The organism is Streptomyces sp. NPDC058145 (assembly GCF_042884245.1).
Lineage (GTDB): Bacteria > Actinomycetota > Actinomycetes > Streptomycetales > Streptomycetaceae > Streptomyces.
In genome coordinates this window covers 206,467-228,331 of the sequence record NZ_JBHVUH010000015.1, presented here as the reverse complement: position 1 = coordinate 228,331, position 21,865 = coordinate 206,467, and the positions used below count along the sequence as shown (strand labels likewise).

Below are 21,865 nucleotides of genomic sequence, written 5' to 3'. Positions count from 1 at the left end.
TGCTGGCCACGGGCCACGTTGTCCTGGATGGTGGAGATTTCCTTCTGCAGCTTCTGCTGCTTCTCCTTGGCCCCGTTGTACTTCTCGGTGGCCTGTTCCGCCTGCTCGTAGAGCTTGTCGACCTTCGCCTTGACCTCGTCCTTGCCGAGCTTCTCGCTCGGAGCGGCGTTGGCGGCGTTCGCGCTCAGCACGACGGCGGCGGCTGCCGCGGTGGTCAGCACGGTGACACGCGTGCGGCTCGGCTGCTTGGGTCGACGATGGGACGCCACGAGGGACGGTCTCCTTGCTCCTTCAGCCGCCTGCCGGGCACGTCGGTGGGCGGTCCCCTTCGCCGTCACTCCTGCTGAGTGATCGCCTGAGCGGGGGCTGGAGCATGACCTTAATGACTTTCCTATGGATAGATCAAATGTTTGCATGGAGGGCCCCGTTCGCCGTGCGCGGCCCCGGGACGCCGGGAGGGCGTGCCGTCGGCCGACCGGCACGCCCTCAAGTGAACCTGTTCGCGGGGGAGTTGACGCGCTCCGCCGCCGCTGCGCAGGCTCAGCGCAGACGCAGCGCCTCGCGGACCGTGGTGAACAGGTCGGTCTGGTTGGTGATGCCGAGGACCCGGTAGGCCAGTGGGCCCTGGGCGGCGATACGGACCTCGGTGCCGGTGTGCTCCTGGGACTGGCCCGGGGTGTTGGTCGAGTAGTTGACCTTGAGCTGCTGGCCCTCGTCGGTGACCAGGGTGGAGGACAGGCCGGGCGGGGTGGCCTCCAGCGGCACGATCTGGCTGGTGTGGCCGTGGTCGGCGGTGGTGACGACCAGGGTGTCGGGGTGCTTGGCCGCGTAGGCGCGGGCCACCTTCACCGCACGGTCGAACGCCGCGGTCTCACCGATCTGGCCGCAGGGGTCGGCGGCGTGGTCCTGCTTGTCGATCGAGGCGCCCTCGATCTGCAGGAAGAAGCCCTGCTTGGAGCGCTTGGCCTGCTGCTTGGCCTCCAGCAGCTGGATCGCCTTGGTGGCGGAGTCGGCGAGGCTGGGGGTGCCGGACGGGCGGCTCGGGTTGGAGGTGACGCACCGCTGGGGGGCCGTGCCGCCGACCGCCGCCGCCTTGCCGGTCCACTCGGTGGCCACGTTGCCCGGAGCGAAGAGGCCGAGGACCGGCCGGCCCGCCTTGGCCGCCTTCATGGACGCGTCGTCGGTGACGACCTGGTAGCCCTGCTTCCGCGCCTGCTGAGTGACCGTAAGGCCCTTGTACTTCCCGTCGGTGACGGCCTGGTCGAAGCGCTGCCTGCCACCGCCGAAGAGCACGTCGACCTTGTGGTTGACCTCCTGTTCGGCGATCGAGCCCGGACCGCCGGCGGCGATCGTGTCGCCGGGGCACTTGGCCATGTCGGCCGGCCCCTGGCAGGAGCGGTCGGTGACGTGGGAGGCGAGCACGGCCGGGGTGGCGTCGGTGACTTCGGCGGTGGTGACGTCGCCGGTGGCGTAACCGTTCTTCCGCGCCAGCTCCAGCAGGGTCTTCACCGGCTTGTCCGTGCCGGGGGTCTTGGAGATACGGCCGTTCACCGTCTTCACACCGGTGGCCCAGCCCGTGCCGCTGGCGGCGGAGTCGGTGACGTAGTCCGGGGTGCCGTCGGCGTGCACGGCGTAGGTGGTGTAGGCGCCGGTGAGCGGGAACTTGTCCATGTTCAGGCGCCCGTTGGCGCCCACGGTGTAGTCACGGGCGAGGGTGATCTCCGAGTCGCCCATGCCGTCGCCGATCAGCAGGATGACGTTCTTCGCCTTCCCGTCCTGGATCGCGTTCCGTGCCTGCTCCTTGCCGCCGGAGGCGCCGGCGGCGCTGGTGATGGCCACGGCGGCGGTGGTGGCGGTGACCAGCGCGGTCGCGACAGTGAGGCGACGGCGGGTGGCTCTGTGCATGAAATGACTCCTTGAGGCGTCCGGTGATCGGAAGCGGGGATCGACGGAGACCAGATCACCAGGCGTCGGCGAAGCGGAGGTGAACTACCGGCCGTGTGCACGTATCCAGGTCATGACACGCGGTAGCTCATGAACCAGTGGGTGTCGAAGTAGCGGGCCATCGTGTACGGGTGGTGCGGGTCGACGAGGATGCGGCAGACGAACCGCGCGGTCCCGCTGTCGAAGAGGTGGTCCTTGGTGTTGTCGAAGGACCGGACCACGACGGGCCAGCGGTCGGGGTCGTCGCCGTCGGCCCGCCAGCAGTACAGGTCCTCGTGCTCGGTGCCCGCCCAGATGAGCAGGCCGTCCTCCCTGAGCCCCGCCCACGGCTCCTGGTTCAGGTCCAGATACGCGTCGAAGGCGCCCACGCCGAACGTCTCGACCATCCGCTTGTAGTCGCGCGGCAGCTCGGTGCCCAGCCGCGACTCCATCTCCGCCCAGTCCACGTCCGGCCGCTGGGCGGGCCGTGTCCAGCCGGTGATCTCCTTGAGACGCTCCATCCAGTCGACGTCCTCGTCCGGAACGACCGCCAGGGGCTGCGGCACCTCCCGGTGAGCGACCGTCAGCACCGGCCGTTCGGCCCCCTCGGCGTCCCGTGCCGTACCCGTGGCGATCCACCGATCCCCGTACGCCCACGCCCGTATCGTCACGGCCCGGTCCTCGAAGGGGACGAGGAGGGCCGCGCCCCTGGACTCGTCGACCGTCGGATCGGTGAAGCCGTCGAGGACGAGAGTGCGCGGCACGCCGTACCTGCCGCCGAGCAGTTCGGTCAGTTCACGCACGTCCAGGTCGCCGGGCAGGTACATGTGGCCGTCCCCCGGCCCGAGTCGGGTCAGCAGGTCGTCGACGGCGGCTTGGGTGAGCTCCATTCCGGACAGTGAAGCGCACCGCACCGACAATCGACGCGCTCGATCCGCGCCGGCGTCTCCGCCCCCTGGACGTGCGGGTACTGCGTGTCGCCGCCTGGCCCCGGCGTACCGCCCGTCGCGCGAGGCGAGGGGCGAGGGGCGGTCACGACCGGCCGGCGGTCCTGCCGACCAGGAACCCCACCGCGCCGGACAGCGTGGCCAGTTCCGGGTAGTCCTCCTCGTCGATACGGACTCCCGTCCGCTCGGACAGCAGTTCCACGAGGCTGAGGAAATCGAGTGAATCGAGTTCGAGCACGTCGCGGAACCTGTCGTCCGGTTCGATCAGGCTGAAGTCGGCGTCGGGCACGATCTGCGTGATCGACTCCTTGACCACCGACGCGGCGTCCGCGTTGTTCAGGGGCTTCATCCGGCTCACAGCTCCTCGGGTTTCCGCAGCAGTCGCTCGACCGCCGTGAGGTAGCGCGCTCCCACGGCGCCGTCCGTGGCCCGATGGTCGGCGGCCAGGGTCGCGGTCACCACCGGACGTACCCCGAGCATGCCGCCCGCGGCCCAGGGCCGCTCGACCACCGCTCCGAAGCCGACCAGGGCCACCTGAGGCGGGTGGATGACCCCGAACACCGCCTCCACGCCCTGGTCGCCCAGGTTGGTGACGGTCAGGGTGGCGCCGGCCGTCTCGCTGCCGCGCAGCCGTCCGCGGCGGGCGCGCTGGACCAGGTCCTTGAGGCGGGCCATGAGGTCGTCCGGGGACAGGGTGTCGGCGTGGTGGATCACCGGCGCGAGCAGCCCGCCCTGCCGGATCGACACCGCGACGCCCAGATTGACCTCGGCCCCCGGCACGAACCCGTCGTCCCGCCAGTGGCCGTTGAGAGCCGGCACCTCGCGCGCCGCCGCCGCGGCGGCCTTGAGCAGCAGGGCCGCGGGCACGAGGCGGCCGGCGGGCGGACGACCGCGGTTGATGCGGCGCAGCCAGTCCTCGGCCGCCGTGAGGTCGATGGTGGTGGACAGGTAGTAGTGCGGGATCTCCCGCTTGGACCGGCTCATGAGGTCGGCGATGGCGCGGCGCATGGCGTCCGTGCGTTCCTCCGGGCGGCCGACGGCCGGTGCCGCCGTGTGCGGGCGCTCCTCGCCGTCGCGCGGGCGGCGCTCCGGCCGCTCGGTTTCCTTCACTCCGGCGCCCGCGCGCGAGGCCGTGTGCACGTCCGCCGCCCGTACGGCTCCGCCCTCCCCGGTGCCCCGTACCGTCGTCAGGTCGATGCCGAGGTCGTGGGCGAGGCGCCGGGCGTACGGGGTGGCCCGCACCCCGGGTGCGCGGGGCGGCGGGGCGTGCTCCACGTCGGCACGGGTGACCCGTCCGCCCGGTCCGGTGCCGTGCACCGTCGTCAGGTCGACACCGCGCAGCACCGCGAGGTGCCGTACGAGGGGCCCGGCTCCGCCGTCCGGCACGCTTCCGGCGGACGGCTCCGGTGGTGCCTGCGCGTCGGCCGTCACGGCTCCGGCGGACGGCTCCGGTGGTGCCTGCGCGGGCTGCCCGGGCGGCCGGAGAGCCCGCCCGCGGGGCTCGGTGGCTCCCGTCGTCACCGGCCGCTCCTCACGGGCGCCCGCCCGCACGCCGGGCGCGGCGCCCTCGATCGACGCGAGCGGTGTCCCCACCGGCACCCGGGTCCCCGGCTCGACGAGCAGCCGTTCCACGGTCCCGGACTCGAAGCACTCCACCTCGATGGCCGCCTTGTCCGTCTCCACGACCGCCACGACGTCGCCCCTGTGCACCGGGTCGCCGGGCCCCACGAGCCATTCCCGCAGCACGCCCTCGTCCATGTCCGCGCCGAGTGAGGGCATGGTGAACGCCGTCATCTCAGCCCGACCTCCCGAGGACGGCCCGCGGGTCCGTCGCGTCGGCTCCGGCCGGCACGGGTTCGCCCACGGCGCGACGCGCGGCGGCGACGATTCCGCCCACCTGAGGCAGCGCGGCCTGCTCGAGCCCGCGCGCGTACGGGATGGGCACTTCGGCGCTGCACACGCGCTCGACGGGGGCGTCGAGATCGTAGAAGTGCTGTTCGGTGAGGCGCGCGGAGATCTCCGCGGCCAGGCTGCCGGTGCGCCAGCCCTCGTCGACGACGACGGCACGGTGCGTGCGCGCCACCGACGCGCCGACGGTGGCGTCGTCCAGTGGGCGCAGCGTGCGCAGGTCCACGACCTCAGCGCTGATGCCGCCGCTCCCGAGGTCGTCGGCGGCGGCCAGTGCCTTGGGCAGGGAGCCGCCGTAGGTGATCAGGGAGACGTCCGTGCCGGGCCGGCGGACGGCCGCGTGGTCGATGTCGACCGGGCCCGGGTCGGCGGGCGGCTCGCCGGAGACGTTGTACAGGCTGCCGTGCTCGAAGATCAGCACCGGGTCGGGGTCGGCGAGTGCGGGGGCCAGCATGTACCGGGCGTCGGTGACGGTGGCCGGGGCGAGCACCCGCAGGCCGGGGATGTGGGCGTACCAGCCCTCCAGGCTGTGCGAGTGCTGGGCCGCGAGCTGCCGTCCCGCGCCCGTGGTCATCCGGATCACTATCGGTACGGGGAGCTGGCCGCCCGACATGTGCAGCAGGGTCGCCGCGTTGTTGAGGATCTGGTCCAGGGCCAGCAGGCTGAAGTTGACCGTCATGATCTCGACGACGGGCCGCATGCCCGCCAGGGCCGCACCGATGCCGGCGCCGACGAACGCCGACTCGGACAGCGGGGCGTCGCGGATCCGGTCGGGCCCGAACTCCTCCAGCAGGCCGAGACTGACGCCGAAACACCCGCCGTACCGGCCCACGTCCTCACCCATCAGGAACACCCGCTCGTCGGCGCGCAGGGCCTCGCGCAGCGCTTCGCGCATGGCCTCGCGGTAGGTCGTCCTCCGGTCGGAGGGCGCGCCGGCCCCGGCGGTACGCGTGTGCGTCGTGGTCATGGCCGGATCGCCTCCACCGGACTGGTGACGTACTTCAGCAGGTCCTCGACGGGCTCCTCGGGAGCCTGCTCGGCCGCCGCCACGGCCGCGTCGATCTCGGCGGCCAGACGGTCCTCCAGAGCCGTCCGGGCCTTGTCGGGCAGCTCCTTCGCCTCCCGCAGCCGCCGCGCGAGCCCCTCGACCGGGTCGCGTTCCTTCCACCGCTCGATCTCCGCCTTGTCGCGGTAACGGTCGGAGTCGTACATGGAATGTGCGCGGAAGCGGTACGTGCGCATCTCCAGGAAGTGCGGTCCGGTTCCGCCGCGCACGCCTTCGGCCGCCCGCAGGGCAGCGTCCTCGACGGCGAGCACGTCCATGCCGTCGACGGCCCAGGAGACCATGCCGTACCCGGCGGCACGCAGCGCGAGGTCGGTCTGCGCCTGGTGGCGGGCCAGGGCCGTGCCCATCGCGTACAGGTTGTTCTCGCAGACCAGCAGCAGCGGCAGTCGCCACAGCGCGGCGAGGTTGGCGGTCTCGTGGAACTCGCCCTCCGCGAAGGCGCCGTCACCGAAGAAGCAGCAGGTGACCCGGTCGCGGCCGGTCATGCGGTCGGCCAGGGCGAGCCCGGCCGCGAGCGGGAGCCCGCCGCCGACGATCGCGTTGCCGCCGAAGAAGCGCCGGCCGGTGTCGAAGAGGTGCATCGAGCCGCCGCGGCCCCGGCTGCATCCGGTGACCTTGCCGAACATCTCCGCCATGATCGCCTCGGCCGGGACCCCGCGGGCGAGTGCGTGCCCGTGTTCGCGGTAGGTCGACACGACCGCGTCGTCGTCCGTGAGCGCCTCGTTGACGCCGACGGCCACGGCCTCCTCACCGATGTAGAGGTGCATGAAGCCCCGGATGCGCGCCGCGCTGTACAGCTCCACGCAGCGTTCCTCGAACCGGCGGACGCGCAGCATCGACTCCAGCAGGGCCAGCCGGTGCGCGGCCGGACCGGCCGCCCGGGTGGCGGGCCGCGATGTGCGCCGGGATCGGGTGGTGGTCATGCGGACCGCTCCGTCCTCGCCGTGGCGGACGACGCCTCGGGGGCGGAGTCCTCGAGAGTGGAGATGTCGCCCTCGGGCAGACCGAGTTCCCGTGCCCGCAGCAGGCGGCGCATGACCTTGCCGCTGCGGGTGTGCGGCAGCCGCTGGTCGAAGGCGATCTCGCGGGGCGCCACCGCCGGCCCCAGCCGGCGCCGGGCGAAGGCCAGCAGTTCCCGCCGCATCGTGGTGGTCGCGTCGAAGCCCGGCCGCAGCGTGACGAACGCCTTGACGATGTTCCCCGCCACGGCATCGGGGCGGCCGATGACCCCGGACTCGGCGACCGCCGGATGCTCCATCAGGGCGCTCTCGACCTCGAAGGGCCCGATGAGGTGGCCCGCCGACTTGATGACGTCGTCGGCGCGCCCGACGAACCAGTACCAGCCGTCCGCGTCGCGCCGCACCAGGTCACCGGTCAGGTACCAGCCGTCCGCGAACGCCGCCGCGGTGCGCGGCTCGTCATGGAGGTAGCCGCGGAACATGGACGGCCAGCCGGGCCGCAGTGCCAGCTCACCCTCGACGCCGGGCTCCTCCAGCACGGTGACGTGCCCGTCGGCGACCTCGGCCCGGCCGTCCTCGCCGCGTCGCAGCACCGCCGCCTCCACACCGGGCAGCGGGCGCCCCATCGAACCGGGGCGGATGTCGCAGGCGGCGAAGTTGGCGATCATGATGGCGCCGGTCTCGGTCTGCCACCAGTTGTCGTGCACCGGCAGCCCGAGCGCGTCCCGCCCCCACACCACGGCCTCCGGGTTGAGCGGCTCACCCACCGACGCGATGAACCGCAACGCGCTCAGGTCGAAGGAGCGGGGCAGGTCGAACGGCCCCGTCCTCGGCGTCGTCCGCATCAGCATGCGCAGAGCCGTCGGCGCCGTGTACCAGACGCTCACCCGCTGTTCGGCGAGGATCCGGTACCAGCGGCGGGCGTCGTAGTCGCCCTCGTCCACCACGACCGTCACGCCGTGCATGAGCGGGGCGGTGATCCCGTACGACATCCCGGTCACCCAGCCCGGGTCCGCGGTGCACCAGTAGACGTCGTCCTCGTGCAGGTCGAGGGCGTACAGCGCGGACGTGTAGTGGGCGACGGCCGCCTCGTGCACGTGCACGGCACCCTTGGGAATGCCCGTCGTGCCGCTCGTGAAGTGCAGCAGGGCCATGTCGTGCGGCGAGGTCGGCGGGATGGTGAAGGTGTCGGCCGCGTCGGCCATCAGCGCGGCGAGCGAGAGCGTGCCGGGCAGGTCGTCCGCCCCGTCGCCGACGATCAGCACATGACGTAGGACGGCGAGGTCGTGGCGTCGCCCGGCGACCTTCCTGCGGTACAGATCCGCGGTGGTGACCAGCACCTGCGCGTCGCTCAGCGTCATCCGCTGGAACACCGGGTCCGGTCCGAAGGCGGAGAACAGCGGGCACAGGACACTGGTGTTCTTCAGCGTGCCGAGAACCGCGGTGTACAGCTCGGGGCAGCGCCCCAGCAGCGTCACCACCCGGTCGCCGCGCCCGATGCCGAGGGCCCGGAGCACGTTGGCGAAACGCGCGGTCGACCGGGCCAGCTCGCCGTACGTCACGGAGGTGACGGAGTCGTCCCGCCCGACACAGCGCAGCGCGACCGCCGCGGCCCGGTCCGATGCCGCGTGCCGGTCCACGGCCTCGTGCGCGATGTTGAGCCCCCGCTCACCGGGCAGCCCCCGCAGCCTGGCACGGGCCGCCCGCCACGAGAAGCTCGCGCGCTCCTTGTCGTAGTCGCGCAGATTGGGGGCGGTGCGCGGCGGGGTGGCCTTGCGGACGGTCTCCCATGGCATGCCGGCCCCTCCTTCCTTCGGGCCTGCTTCGACCATCCGCCCGGACCGCGCCGTCCGCACAGGGTCGAAGGGCCCCCGTGCGGGGCCGGACGGCGCAAGTCCACGGCCGCCGCTTCGGCATCCGGGCGCAGGCGGTCGCGACGGGGGCCCAATGGCCCCCGCGCACGTGCCCACGTGGCTCTGTCGGCGCGGCGACATGCCGGAAAAGCTGAGATCGTGGGCCTGGGGGGACGGCAGGGTCCACGTGCCGTCCGCTGTGCCGAAGGAGGTCGGTCATGAGTGCCGACACCCATGGGAACCCGGCCCCGCCTCCCGCCGACGGGCGCGTGATGGGCAAGGACGGCATGGCCGCGCTCGTGGCCGTGCTGATCCGGCGTGGATTCACCGTGATCGGCCCGACGGTCCGGGACGGCGCCATCGAGCTGGCGGAGCTCGGGTCGGCCGACGAACTGCCGTACGGATGGGGGGTGGAGCTGGAAGCCGGGCGGTACCGGCTGCGGGAGCGGCCGGACGGCGCGGCCTTCAAACACGCGGCGGGCCCCCAGTCGTGGAAGTCCTTCCTGCACCCGGCGCGGGTGAGGCAGTGGAGCGCCGACCGGGCGGAGGGGGAACTGGTGCTCACGGCCGACAAGGCCGAACCGCCGCGATACGCCTTCCTGGGCGTACGCCCCTGTGATCTGCGGGCCATCGCCGTCCAGGACCGGGTGCTCACCGGTGGGGCGTACCGCGATCCCGGCTACGAGGGGCGGCGCTCCGGCGCCCTGCTGATCGCGGTCGAGTGCACCGAGCCCGGCGCCACCTGCTTCTGCGTCTCGATGGGCAGCGGACCCGCCGCCGGTCCCGGCTACGACCTGGCGATGACCGAGGTGGCCGACGCGGACGGGCACCGCTTCTGGGTCCGCGGCGGCAGCCGGGAAGGCGCGGAGATCCTGGCCGAACTGCCCACTCGCCCGGCCGACCCGGAGACCCGGGCGACGGCTCGCGCGGACGTCCTGGCCGCCGCGGACCGCATGGGACGGACCATGCCCGAAGCGGACCTGCGGGAGCTCATGGCCGGGACACTCGAGGCGCCCCGCTGGGACGACGTCGCCGGGCGCTGCCTGACCTGCGGCAACTGCACCATGGTCTGCCCCACCTGCTTCTGCACCACGACCGAGGACGTCACCGACCTCACCGGTGACCACGCGGAGCGCTGGCGGCTGTGGGACTCCTGCTTCGACCTGGACTTCTCCCAACTGCACGGCGGCCCGGTCCGCGCCACCGCGCGCAGCCGCTACCGGCAGTGGATGACCCACAAACTCGGCACCTGGTACGACCAGTTCGGCTCCTCCGGCTGCGTCGGCTGCGGCCGCTGCATCGTGTGGTGCCCGGTCGGCATCGACATCACCGAGGAGGCCGCCGCACTGCACGACTGGACACGGCCAGGGGCACCGCCCTCGCAGGAGACGGCGCCGTGACCACCGTGGCGCCCCCGCTGCCGTACCGCGTCGCCGGCACGTGGACCGAGACCGCCGACACCCGTTCGATCGAGCTGGTGCCGGACGGAACGGCACTCGCTCCGTTCGCACCGGGGCAGTTCGCGATGATCTACGCGTTCGGAGTCGGCGAAGTGCCCCTCTCGGTCAGCGCCCTGCGGGGCCGCGCCGGGGGTCTCGTGCACACCGTGCGAGCGGTGGGCGCGGTCTCCGCCGCCCTGTACCGGCTGCGCCCCGGTGACACCGTCGGTCTCAGCGGCCCGTACGGCACCGGCTGGGACCTCGACGCGGCCACCGGCCACGATGTGCTGGTCGTCGCCGGTGGCATCGGACTGGCCCCGTTGCGGCCGGTCGTGCACGCGGTCCTGGAACGGCCGGCCGCGTACGGCCGGCTAGCGGTCCTGGTGGGCGCCCGCACTCCCGCCGACCTGGCCTACCGGGACGAGATCGAGAGCTGGCGCGGCGCTGCCCGGGTTGAGGTGACGGTCGACCGGCCCGGTCCGGGCCGGCGGGGCGCGGTGGGCGTCGTCACCACCCTCCTCGACCGTCTGGACCTGCGACCTGAACGGACCTGTGCGCTGGTGTGCGGGCCCGAGGTGATGATGCGGCACACCGCACGCGACCTCGTGACCCGGGGACTGGTCCCGCACCGCGTCCAGGTGTCCCTGGAACGGAACATGCGCTGTGCCACCGGCCACTGCGGCCACTGCCAGCTCGGCCCGCTCCTGCTGTGCCGCGACGGGCCGGTCGTCGGGTACGACCGCGTGGCACACCTGCTTCTCGTACGGGAGCTGTGACATGGTCACCGAGCCCGGACCGGCCACCGGCCCACGGCCGACGCTCGCCGTGTGGAAGTTCGCCTCCTGCGACGGCTGCCAGCTGACTCTGCTCGACTGCGAGGACGAACTCCTCGGCCTCGCCGAGCGCGTACGCATCGACCACTTCCTCGAGATGACCCCGGTCGAGGGCGGCGGCGCGGAGCGCGCACGGCTCGACGGCCGCGGGCCGTACGACCTCTCCCTGGTCGAGGGGTCGATCACCACCGCCGAGGACGCCGAGCGGATCCGGCACGTCCGTCGCATCTCCCGGTACCTGGTGACCATCGGAGCCTGCGCCACCGCGGGCGGCATCCAGGCCCTGCGCAACTTCGCCGACGTCGAGGAGTTCCTCGCCGCGGTCTACGCCCGGCCGGAGTACATCGAGACGCTGGAGACCTCGACACCGATCTCGGCCCACGTCCCGGTCGACTTCGAACTGCGCGGCTGCCCCATCGACCGCCGCCAGCTTCTCGAGGTCATCACCGCCCACCTGGCCGGACGCAAACCCCTGATCTCCAGCCACAGCGTCTGCTTCGAGTGCAAGAGACGCGGCACCACCTGCGTCACCGTGGCCCACGGCACCCCCTGTCTGGGCCCGGTCACGCACGCCGGGTGCGGGGCCATCTGCCCCGCCTACGGACGCGGATGCTACGGCTGCTTCGGACCGTCGGCCGTACCCAACCTGCGCTCCATGGTCGCCGAGTTGCGCCACGACGGGATGAGCGAGCGGGACGTCCAGCGTGTCTTCCGGACCTTCAACGCCGCGTCGCCGGAACATGCCCCCATACCCGATCTCGCGGCCGAGGAGCGACAGAACCCGACGGCCTGACCGCACCGGCCCGGAAAGGCTCGCATGAACCATCGCGGAACCCGCGACCTGCGACTGGACGCGCTGGCCAGGGTGGAGGGCGAGGCCGCCCTCCACCTGCGCGTCGACGGGGACACGGTCACCGAGACGCGACTGCGTATCTACGAGCCTCCGCGCTTCTTCGAGGCCCTCCTGACAGGCCGGGGCCACACCGAACCCCCCGACATCACCGCCCGCATCTGCGGCATCTGCCCGGTCGCCTACCAGATGAGCGCCTGCCAGGCGATCGAGAACGCCTGCGGCGTCACGGTGGACGGCCCCCTCGCAGAACTGCGCCGCCTGCTGTACTGCGGCGAGTGGATCGAGAGCCACACCCTGCACATCCACCTGCTGCACGCCCCGGACTTCCTCGGATGCGCGGACGTCGTGGAGCTGGCCCGCCGGGAGCGAGCCGCCGTCGAGCGCGGCCTGAGAATCAAGCAGACCGGCAACGCGATCCTCGAACAGCTCGGCGGCCGCCCCATCCACCCGGTCAACGTCCGCGTCGGCGGCTTCTACCGGACGCCCGCACCGGAGGAACTCCGCCCGCTGGCGGAGCGGCTGCGGCAGGCCCGCGAGGACGCTCTGGAAACGGTCCGCTGGGTCGCGGCGTTCGACTTCCCCGACGCCGTCTGCGACCACGACCTCCTCGCCCTGCGCGACCCGGGCCGCTACGCCATCGACTCCGGAACACCGGCGGTCATGGCCGCGCGGGGCCAGGGCCCGGCACCGCGCGAGTTCCCGCTGTCCGACTTCGAACAGCGCGTGCGGCAGGGGCAGGTACCGCACTCCACCGCCCTGACGGCCACCCTCGACGGCCGCCGTCACCTGACCGGCCCGCTGGCCCGCTACGCGATCAACGGCCGGTGGCTGCATCCGGGGGCCGCCGAGGCGGGGCGGGACGCCGGCCTGGGCGACCCGCTGACCGGCGCCGTCTGCGACAACCCCTTCCGCAGCATCGTCGTACGTGCGGTGGAAGTGGTCCAGGCCGTCGAGGAGGCCCTGCGGATCATCGACGGATACGAACGGCCTCCCCGGCCGGCCGTCGAGGTCCAGCCGCGCCAGGGGACCGGCGCCGGCGCCACCGAGGCTCCTCGCGGGCTGCTGTATCACCGCTACACCCTTACGGAGGACGGCACCCTCACCGGGGCCCGTATCGTCCCGCCCACGGCCCAGAACCAGGCGGCCATCGAGGAGGACGTGCGCGGAGCGGCGCAGGCGCGACTGCGCTCGGCGGGGCCCGCCGCCGACGACGAGGAGCTCACCCACCTGTGCGAACGGGCCATCCGCAATCACGATCCGTGCATCTCCTGCGCGGCCCACTTCCTCGACGTGACGGTGCGACGCGCATGACCGGCCGGGTGGTGGTGATCGGAGTGGGCAACCCGCTGCGCGGTGACGACGGAGTCGGTCCGGCGGCGGTGGAGGCCCTGCGGGGCCGTGTCCCCGACGGCACCGTCCTGACGGTCAGCGACGGCGAACCGGGGCGCATGCTCGACCTGTGGGGCGGCGCGGACGCGGTGGTCGTGGTGGAGGCGCTCCGCGCGCGGCCGGGCCGCCCGGGGACGCTGCACACCTTCACGGCGGCGGAAGCGGCCGGCCGGACCCCGGGGACGGCGAGTACGCACGCGCTCGGCCTAGGGGAGTGCCTCGCCCTGGCGGAGACCCTCGACCGGCTGCCGCCGAGGCTCGTGGTGCACGCCATGGAGGTGGCGGACGTCGCACTCGGCGCACGCTTCAGCGACGCGGTGCGGTCGGCGCTCCCCGAGTTGATCGACCGGGTCGCCGCGTCCGTCCGGCAGACAGCGGGGAGGGACTGAGCCGGGCCCCTGTCATTGGAAAGCCGCGTGGATCTCCTGCTCCGTCGCCTCGTGCGACACGAGCAGGAGTTCGTCACCGGGGAGCAGGCGCACCTCGGGGCGGGGCACCGTGGGCCGCCCGTCGCGCACCACGGTGGCGACCACGGTGCCGGCCGGCAGCACGATCTCGCCGAGCGTGTGCCCCGCGGCCCGTGACGCCTCGGTGATCGCGGTCTCGATGACCTCGACGCCCGCCTTGCTCAGCCGCAGCAGGGCCACCGTGTCCGTGGCGCCGGTGGCCTCCTCGATGAGGGAGATCAGCGGAGTGGCCGAAGGGACGGCCACGTCGACACCCCACCGCTGGTCGAAGAGCCAGGCGTTCTCCTCCTCGTTGACACGCGCCGCCACCCGTCCCACCCCGAACTGCCGCTTGGCCAGCAGACCGATGACGAGGTTGTCCTCGTCGCGGCCGGTGGCGGCGATGACGAGGTCGCAGGCGAGGGCACCGGCGTGCTCCAGCACGCCCGGCTCACAGGCGTCCCCGGCCACGACGCGCACCTCCCGCAGGCCGCCGAGTTCGGCCACCCGGTCGTCGTCGTACTCGACCAGGGTGACGTCGTTGCGCGCTGCGGACAGCACCTGGGCGATCTGCGTGCCGAGCCGGCCCGCGCCCGCGATCAGGACCTTCACGTTCCCAGCTCCTTGTCGAGAAAGCCGCTCAGCCGGCCCAGCGCCGTCGCGGCGACGCTGAAGGTCACGACGTCACCGGGATGGGCCAGCACACCGTGGGCGGGCAGCAGGGACCGCCCGGCACGGGTGATCTCCACGACCCGGATCTCGCCCTCCACGTCGAACTCGGTGACCTGCCGTCCGGCGAGATACGACGGCAGCCGGGAGCGGACGAGGAGCGTCTCGCCGTTGCCGAAGGAGAAGTCCGGGGTGAGATGGCGGTGCAACAGCATCTGATGGATGCGGTTGACCGCCCAGCGGACGCTCGAGATCGTCGGGATCCCCAGTTCCCGGTAGATGTCGGCGCGGCGCGGATCATGGATGCGGGCCAGGACGATCGGCACCCGGTACGTCTCCTTGGCGGTCCGGGCGCTGACGATGTTGCTGTTGTCCCCGGACGTGACCGCGACGAAGGCGTCCGCGTGGGCGATTCCGGCCGTCTCCAGCACAGGGCGGCTGAACCCGTTGCCCACGTGGAAACCCCCGGAGAAGCCCGGTGACAGCTTCTTGCGCGCCGCGAGCCGCAGGTCGACGAGCCGTACGTCGTGGCCCTCGGCGGCGAGCCGCGTGGCCAGAGCGGCCCCGACCCGGCCGCAGCCCGCGATGATCACTCTCATGGCGTTCCTCCCTTCGAACCTGTCCGCCGGCGCCGCAGCGCCCACTTCCTGACTTCCTCGGCAGCCAGGAGCAGCGCCCCGAACGCGGTCAGGACCGCCCAGTCGGCGGGCGCCAGTGGTGCGGTGTTGAAGACCGCCTGGAGCGGTGGCGCGTAGCTGATGGCCGCCATCAGGCCGATACCGAAGCACCCCGCGGCCAGCAGCCACGGATTGCCGAGCAGTCCGGCCCGGAAGACGCTCTGCCGGTCGGTGCGCACGGCGAGCGCGTTGAAGAACTGGCTGACGACGATGCCCGCCTGGACCATGGTGATCGCTTCCCGGTAGACGGGATCGCTCCGGGTGAAGTCCGCGTACGGGATGCCGGAGGCGTGGATGTGCCAGAAGAAGACGGCGCACACCCCGAGGGCCTGGATGCCGCCGAGAAACAGGATGCGGCCCATGACAGCCGCCGAGAACAGCCGCTCCCGGCGCGGCCTCGGCGGGTTGTTCATGACGTCGGGCTCCATCGGCTCCGCACCGAGAGCCAGAGCGGGCAGCACATCCGAGCCGAGGTCGATGGCGAGGATCTGCACGGCCGTGATCGGCACCAGCGGGAACCCGGCGAAGGTCGCCGCCAGGATCGGCGCGAGTTCGGCGATGTTGTGGCTGAAGAGGTAGATCAGGAACTTGCGGATGTTCCGGTAGACCGAACGCCCCAGTCCGACGGCGGTCGTGATGGACGCGAAGGAGTCGTCGAGCAGCACCATCACGGCCGCCTCGCGGGCCACGTCGGTGCCCGAGGCGCCCATGGCGACGCCGATGTCGGCGTGCTTGAGGGCCGGGGCGTCGTTGGCGCCGTCGCCCGTGACGGCGACCACCTCGCCGCGCCGCTGCAATGCCGTGACCACCCGCATCTTGTGCTCGGGACTGACCCGGCACAGCAGCAGTTCGGTGGAGCCGGCCAGCAGGGCGTCGACGCCGGTGTCGTCCAGCGCGTCCAGCTGCGGGCCCGTCGCCACGGTCGGGTTGGGCTCGCGCACGATGCCGACACGGCGGGCGACGGCCTCCGCGGTCAGCGGATGGTCACCGGTGACCATGACGATCCGCACCCCGGCACGCCGGCAGGCGTCCACCGCGTCGCGCACCTCCGGCCGGGGCGGGTCGTACATCCCGGCGAGCCCGAGCAGGGTCAGCCGCGTCTCGACCTCTTCCGGTGGCGGCCGCGGACCGGCGATCTCCCGCCGCGCGACCGCGAGCACCCGCAGGCCCTGTCCGGCCATCTCGTCCGCGGCCGCCGCCACTCGACCGCGCCCGGCGTCCGTCAGCGGTGTCCTCGTGCCACCCCGCTCCACGGCGTCGCAGCGGGTGAGCAGTTCGAGCGGTGCGCCCTTGGCGTACGCGAAGAGGCTGCCGTCGCTGTCGCGGTGCACGGTGCTCATGAGTTTGCGGACGGAGTCGAAGGGATGCTCCGCCACCCGTGGTGTCCGGGCCTCCTCGGCCGCCGGATCGAGGCCCGCTTTCCGGGCGGCCACCAGCAGGGCGCCCTCGGTGGTGTCCCCGAGCACCCGCCAAGGGTCCCGCCCGGCCGGCGGCACCAGCCGGGCGTTCCCGCACAGGGCCGCCGCCCGCAGCAGCTCCCGGACGGACTCCGCGTCGGCGATCTCGCCGACGGGCGCGTACCCCACTCCGGTGACGGCGTGCGACACACCGTCCGCCCACAGCCGTACGACGGTCATCTCGGCCTGGGTGAGGGTGCCCGTCTTGTCGGTGCAGATCACGCTGGTCGAGCCCAGCGCCTCCACCGCGAGCAACTGCTTGACCAGCGCGTGCCGGCGGGCCATGCGGCGCACTCCGATCGCCAGGGACACGGAGAGCGTGGCCGGCAGCCCCTCGGGCACGAGGGCGACCATGACGCCCAGGGAGAAGACGAACGTGTCCACGAACGGCTGCCCGCTGGGAACGCGCACCGCGAACAGGAGGGCGCCGGTCGCGAGCGCCACTCCCGCGACCCGGCGGGCCATGACGGCCACCTGACGCTGCAGCGGCGTCTTCTGCCTCGGGGCGGTGGCGGCGAGCCGGAAGATCCGCCCGAACTCGGTGGCCGCTCCGGTGGCGAACACGACGGCCTTGCCGGTGCCCGCGACCAGGTCGGTGCCCATGAACAGGCAGTTGCGCGCCTGGAGCGGCGGCCCCGACGGCACGGGTTCCGCGACGCGGGCGACGGGATCGCTCTCGCCGGTGAGCGCGGCGTTGTTGACGGCCGCCTCCTGGGCCTCGACCAGCCGGCAGTCGGCCGGCACCGCGTCCCCGGCCTCCAGGATCACCAGGTCGCCCGGCACCAGATCCCTTGCGGGCAGCTCTCGTCGCACCGCGTCGCGCAGTACGCGGCAGGTGTGCGGCACCATCGCCTGCAGGGACTCCGCCGTGCGCTCGGCCGAGTACTCCTGCGCGAAGCCGATGCCGGCGTTCAGCAGCACCACTCCGAGGATCGCCAGCGCCAGTTGCAGGGTGGCCGGATCCCGGGGCCGCTCCAGCCAGTACGCGAGGAACGTGATCGCCGAGGAGACGAGCAGGACCACCGCGAAGAGGTCGGTGAACTGTGCGACCAGCAGACGCCAGGCGTGGCCGTGACTCACCGGGGGAAGTTCGTTGGGGCCGTAGCGGTCCCGGCGCGTGGCCGTCTCGGCCGGGGTGAGACCGCGTGGTGAGCCACCGGCGGCGGCGAAGACGCCGGCGACCGGCAGGGTGGCGATGGACGAGGCGGACGGGTCCTGCCGATCCGGTCCTCGAGCCGTCGCCGTGACGCCCGTCCGCGGTCCGTCCGCGCGGACCACGGCCGTTTCCTGCCGAACGGGGCGAGGACTCATGCCCCGGTCTCCGAGGGAGGTCCCGGCGGCTCCCGCAGGACGCTCCAGGCGACCGGGCCCAGCAGATCGGCCAGCCGCCGGAAGACGTCGAGGAAGAGGTCGTCGATCGTCAGCACGCCCACCACCCGTCCCGCGTCCAGAGCCGGGAGCCGGCGGACCCCCGTGCGGCGGAACGTACGGTAGGCCGACTGAAGATCGTCGGTGGCTTCGACCGTGACGACGCTCGGTGACATGACCTCGTCCGCCCGGGCCGACACGCCCAGGCCTTCACCCATGCCGCGTACGGCGAGGTCGCGGTCGGTGACGATGCCGCGAAGTGCTCCGTCCTCGACCACGAGGACGGAGCCGACGGCGGACTCGGTCATCCGCCGGATCACCTCGGCCAGGGAGACGTGCGGGGCGACACACACCGGGGGAGCGGTCATGACCTCGGCGACCTTCATACGACGGCTCCTTGCTCTCCGGTGGGTCCGGCTGGGTCCGGCTGGATCCGGCTCGCAGGACGCCGAGCGGGCCGGCCACCGGCCGCCGTGGACCCGCGGGACCTTCAAGGCCATGACCGAGCCCGCGGTCACGTTGGCTCCCTGGTGCCTGGCCGTGTCGCCCACCTGGACGGGGTGCCCGAGCGCCGTTTCCATGCAAGGCCCTGGCACCGCGGGCCTGCCAGGGGCCATTGGTCCCGAGCGCGGGAGGGGCGGGCCGCCCGGCGCCCGTTGGGGCCGTGTGGCCCCTGATCCGTGCGGCGTCGCGGCGTCACCCTGGTGACGGAACCCCTGACAACGGGAGGTGGAGTCGATGTCCCGCACCGTCACCGTAGGCCTCGACGATGCGCCCGAGAGCCGGGCCGCAGCCGAGTGGGCGGCGCGCGAGGCGCTGCTGCGAGGCCTGCCCCTGAAGATCGTGCACGTCCAGGAACCGACGCCCGGGTACGCGGCCCGGATTCCGCTGCTGGAACTCGACAGCTATCAGCGGTGGGCCGAGCGGTTGGCGCACGAGTCCGCGGACGGTATCCGGCTTCGCCACCCGGACATCGAGGTGATCACCGAGCAGCTCACAGGGACCGTGGCCGACGTCCTGTGCGAGGCCGCGGGCTTCGCCGAGCTGCTGGTCCTGGGCTCCCGGGGCCTGGGAGGACTCGGCGGCTTCATGGTCGGCTCGGCCAGTCTGGGCGTCGTGGCCCGCGCCGAGCGTCCCGTCGTGCTGGTACGCGCGGGAGAGCAGGCCGCTGACGAGCACAGGCCGGATCCGGCGGGCGTGCCGTCCGCCGCGGCGCCTTTCCGGCCCGTCGTGCTGGGCCTCGACATCGATAGCCCGGACGACACGCTGCTGGAGTTCGCCTTCGACGCCGCCGCACGCCGGAGAACCGCCCTGCGGGCCGTACACGCCTGGCCCGAGCCGCCGGCCTCCTTCCCCCGCTTCCCAGGTGACGCCGAGCTCCACGACTCGCTCGAGCGCGCGCAGGCCACCCTGCTGAACAAGGTGCTGCGTCCCTGGCGGCAGAAGTTCCCGGACGTCGAGGTGCTCGAGGCGAGCCGGTGCGGCAGTGCCGCACAGGTTCTCGCGAGCGATTCCCGGGACGCCTCCCTGGTGGTCGTGGGCCGGCGCATCCGCACCAGCCCGCTCGGTCCCCACATCGGCCATGTCACGCACTCCGCCCTGCACCACATCGCCGCGCCCGTCGCGGTCGTCGCGCACAGCTGAGCCGCCACCCCCGAGGGGCCATGGGGGACTTCCGGTCCATGGGGTACGTCCGAGGGGCCAGGGGGCTCTTCACCGCGGTCCGCCGCGGATCAGCCCGTCCTCGGGCCCCACCGCCGTCCCACCGCGGCCCACTCCTGGTCCCAGTCGGCCGCGCGACGGCGGTCGAGCCGCGCTCGCGCGACGGCGCCCGCACCGAGGACCGGGGCCGCGACGGCGAGGGCGGCCGCGGCTGCGAAGAGGGCGGCCTCGACGTGCCCTTCGGCACGGCCCGTCGGCGGGGAGGGCGTGAGCCGGCCCTGGTCGTCCTGCCGGACCACGACCCCGGCTCCTGCCCGCAGCCCTCCGTCCACCGGCGTGCGCCCGGTACGGGAGGCGCCGTCGGGAGCCGTCCAGCGCACGGAGGCCCGGACCCGGTCGGCCGCCGACCAGCCCGCGCCGACGCCGTGCGGCGCGTCGGCGAGCAGGACCGCTCGAACGGGATGCCGATGCGCGCGCTGCTCGGTGAACTCGTGCTCGGCGCTCCGGGCCGTGACCAGTGCGGCAGCGGCACCACCGATCATCACCACGACCCACACGGCAAGGAGGACCCAGGCCTCGACGATGTCCTCGTGCCGCCGCAGCGGATTGCTCCGCCACCGCCACAGCCGCTTCGTGCCACCCATCACGGAGCACCTCCTCCTCGTGGTGACACTCTCGACGGTGACTCCGGCGGGGCCCCGCACACAGGGGTCGACAGGCCCCGGCGCCGGGCCGCCCGGACCCGGATCGCGCGGGGGAAGACCCATCCGGCCCCCTGGGCCGCTCGGCGTCGTGCCGGGGCCGCCCGGCTCGCATGATCGCCGCCCGCTTCGCAGAATGGTGCCGTACCCAACCTGCCACGCGTACGCGCAACGGAGGGGCCGGGGCGATGCCCGATTCACGTAACGACGGCGATCCGCCGCCGCGTGCGAACGTGTCCGAGACCCACACCGCGATCCTGTTCTTCGTCGGCGACCGCGCCTACAAGCTCAAGAAGCCGGTCGACCTGGGGTTCCTGGACTGCACCACGGTGGCGGCCCGCCGCGCCGCGTGCGAGCGGGAACTCACCCTCAACCGCCGGTTCTCTCCCGACGTCTACATCGGGCTGGGCGAGTTCCGCGGCCCTGGGACGGAAGAGCCAGAGCCACTCGTGGTGATGCGCCGCATGCCGGAGCACCGCCGCCTCGCCCACCTGGTGCGGGAAGGAGCCGCCGTCGACGACATGCTGCGCGCCGTCGCCCGGCAGCTCGCCGCGTGGCACGCGGAGGCGCCCCGCGGCCGGGACATCGACGAGCAGGGCACCCGGGACGCGCTGTCCTCACGCTGGGAGGACAGCTTCGCCCAGGTGCGCTCGCTGGGTGCCGACGGTTTCGGGTCCGACGAGGTGACGGAGACCGAGAGTCTGGTGCGCCGCTACCTCGCGGGTCGCGAGCGCCTGTTCGACTCCCGCATCGGGCAGGGCCGGGTGGTCGACGGTCACGGCGACCTGCTCGCCGAGGACATCTTCTGTCTCGACGACGGTCCTCGCGTCCTGGACTGCCTGGAGTTCGACGACCGGCTCCGCTACGTCGACGGACTGGACGACGCGGCCTTCCTCGCCATGGACCTGGAACAGCTCGGCGCGCCGGAGGCCGCGGCGTACTTCCTCGCCCACTACGGCGCGTTCTCCGGTGATCCCGCGCCGCCGTCCCTGTGGCATCACTACGTCGCCTATCGCGCGTTCGTACGCGCCAAGGTCTCCCTGATCCAGGCCCGTCAGGGCGCGTCCGGCGCGCGGGCGGCGGCCGGGCGGCTGGCCTTGACGGCGCTGCGGCACCTGCGCACCTCCGCCGTCCGCCTCGTCCTCGTCGGCGGCCTCCCGGGCAGCGGGAAGTCCACCCTCTCCGCTGCGCTGACCGACCGGCTGGGCGTCACCCTGCTCAGCAGCGACCGGGTCCGCAAGGAGCTGGCGGGCGTCCCCGTGCACCGGTCCGCGGCGGCCGGCTACGGCCAGGGGCTGTACACGCCCGAGTGGACGGCCAGGACCTACGGGACCCTGCTCGACCACGCGGCCGCCCTGCTGTCGTCGGGCGAGTCCGTAGTCCTGGACGCCACCTGGTCCGACGCGGCACAACGCGAGGCGGCCCTGCGGGTGGCCGAACGCACCAGCGCCGACCTGGTGGCCCTGCGCTGCCATGTGCCGGACGAGGTCTCGGCGGCCCGCCTGACCACGCGCGCCCCGGGCGCCTCCGACGCCGGCCCCGACATCGCGGCCGCCATGGCGGCGAGGGAACCGCCGTGGCCCGAGGCCGTCCCGGTCGACACCAGCGGCGCGCTGGAGTCCGCGGTCGCCCGGGCGCTGACGGCCGTTCGCCCGTGGAGCACCGGTCGGGCCCCGGTCTTCCGCCGCCCGTACCCGGAGCCGGACTGAATGGCC

The 21,865-nt window shown here is 73.1% G+C and carries 19 protein-coding genes and 1 pseudogene; 7 read left to right on the top strand and 13 right to left on the bottom strand.

Annotated elements, in window-relative coordinates; translation table 11 throughout:
* The 8 genes and pseudogenes from ACFVVO_RS31070 to acsA all read right to left on the bottom strand — a co-directional run.
* A pseudogene (locus ACFVVO_RS31070) lies at nucleotides 1-269 on the bottom strand (hypothetical protein); the annotation flags it as partial.
* A 271-nt stretch (nucleotides 270-540) separates the two neighbouring features.
* Nucleotides 541-1,905 (bottom strand): alkaline phosphatase, encoded by a 1,365-nt coding sequence (locus ACFVVO_RS31065; protein WP_390059350.1) that lies wholly within the window; start codon nucleotides 1,903-1,905, stop codon nucleotides 541-543.
* A gap of 110 nt (nucleotides 1,906-2,015) precedes the next feature.
* Nucleotides 2,016-2,813: a hypothetical protein gene (locus tag ACFVVO_RS31060; RefSeq protein ID WP_390059349.1), complete on the bottom strand. Its 798-nt coding sequence runs from the start codon at nucleotides 2,811-2,813 to the stop codon at nucleotides 2,016-2,018.
* A 142-nt stretch (nucleotides 2,814-2,955) separates the two neighbouring features.
* Nucleotides 2,956-3,219: an acyl carrier protein gene (locus ACFVVO_RS31055; RefSeq protein WP_390059347.1), complete on the bottom strand. Its 264-nt coding sequence runs from the start codon at nucleotides 3,217-3,219 to the stop codon at nucleotides 2,956-2,958.
* A 5-nt stretch (nucleotides 3,220-3,224) separates the two neighbouring features.
* The gene (locus ACFVVO_RS31050; RefSeq protein WP_390059346.1) at nucleotides 3,225-4,664 is read right to left on the bottom strand and encodes a 2-oxo acid dehydrogenase subunit E2; all 1,440 of its coding nucleotides are present in this window, start codon (nucleotides 4,662-4,664) and stop codon (nucleotides 3,225-3,227) included.
* A gap of 1 nt (nucleotide 4,665) precedes the next feature.
* Nucleotides 4,666-5,745 (bottom strand): alpha-ketoacid dehydrogenase subunit beta, encoded by a 1,080-nt coding sequence (locus ACFVVO_RS31045; protein WP_390059345.1) that lies wholly within the window; start codon nucleotides 5,743-5,745, stop codon nucleotides 4,666-4,668.
* Nucleotides 5,742-6,767: a pyruvate dehydrogenase (acetyl-transferring) E1 component subunit alpha gene (gene pdhA, locus ACFVVO_RS31040; RefSeq protein WP_390059344.1), complete on the bottom strand. Its 1,026-nt coding sequence runs from the start codon at nucleotides 6,765-6,767 to the stop codon at nucleotides 5,742-5,744. The genes ACFVVO_RS31045 and pdhA overlap by 4 nt, the downstream gene beginning before the upstream one ends.
* Nucleotides 6,764-8,599, bottom strand: a complete 1,836-nt coding sequence (acsA, locus tag ACFVVO_RS31035) for an acetate--CoA ligase (RefSeq protein ID WP_390059343.1) — start codon at nucleotides 8,597-8,599, stop codon at nucleotides 6,764-6,766. Before acsA ends, pdhA begins: the two co-directional genes overlap by 4 nt.
* A 275-nt stretch (nucleotides 8,600-8,874) precedes the next feature.
* Here acsA and ACFVVO_RS31030 point away from each other — a divergent pair, with 275 nt between their 5' ends.
* Genes ACFVVO_RS31030 through ACFVVO_RS31010 form a run of 5 tightly spaced genes read left to right on the top strand, consistent with a single transcriptional unit; the run spans nucleotide 8,875 to nucleotide 13,559 of the window.
* On the top strand, nucleotides 8,875-10,056 hold the full coding sequence (locus ACFVVO_RS31030) for a 4Fe-4S dicluster domain-containing protein (protein WP_390059342.1): 1,182 nt from the start codon (nucleotides 8,875-8,877) through the stop codon (nucleotides 10,054-10,056).
* Nucleotides 10,053-10,871 carry an FAD/NAD(P)-binding protein gene (locus tag ACFVVO_RS31025; protein ID WP_390059341.1) on the top strand — a complete coding sequence of 273 codons (819 nt, stop codon included), beginning with the start codon at nucleotides 10,053-10,055 and terminating at the stop codon, nucleotides 10,869-10,871. Before ACFVVO_RS31030 ends, ACFVVO_RS31025 begins: the two co-directional genes overlap by 4 nt.
* A 1-nt stretch (nucleotide 10,872) precedes the next feature.
* A complete protein-coding gene (locus tag ACFVVO_RS31020; RefSeq protein ID WP_390059340.1) occupies nucleotides 10,873-11,721 on the top strand; it encodes an oxidoreductase in 849 nt (282 codons plus the stop codon).
* Nucleotides 11,722-11,745: 24 nt separating this feature from the next.
* Nucleotides 11,746-13,092 carry a Ni/Fe hydrogenase subunit alpha gene (locus ACFVVO_RS31015; protein ID WP_390059339.1) on the top strand — a complete coding sequence of 449 codons (1,347 nt, stop codon included), beginning with the start codon at nucleotides 11,746-11,748 and terminating at the stop codon, nucleotides 13,090-13,092.
* On the top strand, nucleotides 13,089-13,559 hold the full coding sequence (locus ACFVVO_RS31010; RefSeq protein WP_390059337.1) for a hydrogenase maturation protease: 471 nt from the start codon (nucleotides 13,089-13,091) through the stop codon (nucleotides 13,557-13,559). Before ACFVVO_RS31015 ends, ACFVVO_RS31010 begins: the two co-directional genes overlap by 4 nt.
* A gap of 12 nt (nucleotides 13,560-13,571) precedes the next feature.
* Here the strand turns inward: ACFVVO_RS31010 and ACFVVO_RS31005 are convergent, their stop codons facing one another.
* The 4 genes from ACFVVO_RS31005 to ACFVVO_RS30990 are packed head-to-tail and all read right to left on the bottom strand — an operon-like array spanning nucleotide 13,572 to nucleotide 18,173.
* On the bottom strand, nucleotides 13,572-14,228 hold the full coding sequence (locus tag ACFVVO_RS31005) for a potassium channel family protein (protein ID WP_390059336.1): 657 nt from the start codon (nucleotides 14,226-14,228) through the stop codon (nucleotides 13,572-13,574).
* Complete coding sequence (locus ACFVVO_RS31000; RefSeq protein ID WP_390059335.1) at nucleotides 14,225-14,884, bottom strand: potassium channel family protein; 660 nt, start codon at nucleotides 14,882-14,884, stop codon at nucleotides 14,225-14,227. The genes ACFVVO_RS31005 and ACFVVO_RS31000 overlap by 4 nt, the downstream gene beginning before the upstream one ends.
* A complete protein-coding gene (locus ACFVVO_RS30995) occupies nucleotides 14,881-17,697 on the bottom strand; it encodes a cation-translocating P-type ATPase (protein ID WP_390059333.1) in 2,817 nt (938 codons plus the stop codon). Before ACFVVO_RS30995 ends, ACFVVO_RS31000 begins: the two co-directional genes overlap by 4 nt.
* Nucleotides 17,698-17,726: 29 nt before the next feature.
* The gene (locus ACFVVO_RS30990) at nucleotides 17,727-18,173 is read right to left on the bottom strand and encodes a cyclic nucleotide-binding/CBS domain-containing protein (RefSeq protein WP_390059331.1); all 447 of its coding nucleotides are present in this window, start codon (nucleotides 18,171-18,173) and stop codon (nucleotides 17,727-17,729) included.
* Nucleotides 18,174-18,525: 352 nt separating this feature from the next.
* Between ACFVVO_RS30990 and ACFVVO_RS30985 the strand changes: the two genes are divergently transcribed.
* Nucleotides 18,526-19,431, top strand: a complete 906-nt coding sequence (locus ACFVVO_RS30985) for a universal stress protein (protein ID WP_390059330.1) — start codon at nucleotides 18,526-18,528, stop codon at nucleotides 19,429-19,431.
* An 89-nt stretch (nucleotides 19,432-19,520) separates the two neighbouring features.
* On the opposite strand, the gene ACFVVO_RS30980 is transcribed toward ACFVVO_RS30985, so the two are convergent.
* Complete coding sequence (locus tag ACFVVO_RS30980; RefSeq protein ID WP_390059329.1) at nucleotides 19,521-20,093, bottom strand: hypothetical protein; 573 nt, start codon at nucleotides 20,091-20,093, stop codon at nucleotides 19,521-19,523.
* Nucleotides 20,094-20,338: 245 nt separating this feature from the next.
* Here ACFVVO_RS30980 and ACFVVO_RS30975 point away from each other — a divergent pair, with 245 nt between their 5' ends.
* Nucleotides 20,339-21,859: an AAA family ATPase gene (locus ACFVVO_RS30975; protein ID WP_390059328.1), complete on the top strand. Its 1,521-nt coding sequence runs from the start codon at nucleotides 20,339-20,341 to the stop codon at nucleotides 21,857-21,859.
* Nucleotides 21,860-21,865 lie beyond the last annotated feature (6 nt).

Coding starts and splice junctions, on each gene's coding strand:
- ACFVVO_RS31065 (WP_390059350.1), bottom strand. CDS start 1,905: ATGCACAGAGCCACCCGCCGTCGCCTCACTGTCGCGACCGCGCTGGTC.
- ACFVVO_RS31060 (WP_390059349.1), bottom strand. CDS start 2,813: ATGGAGCTCACCCAAGCCGCCGTCGACGACCTGCTGACCCGACTCGGG.
- ACFVVO_RS31055 (WP_390059347.1), bottom strand. CDS start 3,219: ATGAAGCCCCTGAACAACGCGGACGCCGCGTCGGTGGTCAAGGAGTCG.
- ACFVVO_RS31050 (WP_390059346.1), bottom strand. CDS start 4,664: ATGACGGCGTTCACCATGCCCTCACTCGGCGCGGACATGGACGAGGGC.
- ACFVVO_RS31045 (WP_390059345.1), bottom strand. CDS start 5,745: ATGACCACGACGCACACGCGTACCGCCGGGGCCGGCGCGCCCTCCGAC.
- pdhA (WP_390059344.1), bottom strand. CDS start 6,767: ATGACCACCACCCGATCCCGGCGCACATCGCGGCCCGCCACCCGGGCG.
- acsA (WP_390059343.1), bottom strand. CDS start 8,599: ATGCCATGGGAGACCGTCCGCAAGGCCACCCCGCCGCGCACCGCCCCC.
- ACFVVO_RS31030 (WP_390059342.1), top strand. CDS start 8,875: ATGAGTGCCGACACCCATGGGAACCCGGCCCCGCCTCCCGCCGACGGG.
- ACFVVO_RS31020 (WP_390059340.1), top strand. CDS start 10,873: ATGGTCACCGAGCCCGGACCGGCCACCGGCCCACGGCCGACGCTCGCC.
- ACFVVO_RS31015 (WP_390059339.1), top strand. CDS start 11,746: ATGAACCATCGCGGAACCCGCGACCTGCGACTGGACGCGCTGGCCAGG.
- ACFVVO_RS31010 (WP_390059337.1), top strand. CDS start 13,089: ATGACCGGCCGGGTGGTGGTGATCGGAGTGGGCAACCCGCTGCGCGGT.
- ACFVVO_RS31000 (WP_390059335.1), bottom strand. CDS start 14,884: ATGAGAGTGATCATCGCGGGCTGCGGCCGGGTCGGGGCCGCTCTGGCC.
- ACFVVO_RS30990 (WP_390059331.1), bottom strand. CDS start 18,173: ATGAAGGTCGCCGAGGTCATGACCGCTCCCCCGGTGTGTGTCGCCCCG.
- ACFVVO_RS30985 (WP_390059330.1), top strand. CDS start 18,526: ATGTCCCGCACCGTCACCGTAGGCCTCGACGATGCGCCCGAGAGCCGG.
- ACFVVO_RS30980 (WP_390059329.1), bottom strand. CDS start 20,093: ATGGGTGGCACGAAGCGGCTGTGGCGGTGGCGGAGCAATCCGCTGCGG.
- ACFVVO_RS30975 (WP_390059328.1), top strand. CDS start 20,339: ATGCCCGATTCACGTAACGACGGCGATCCGCCGCCGCGTGCGAACGTG.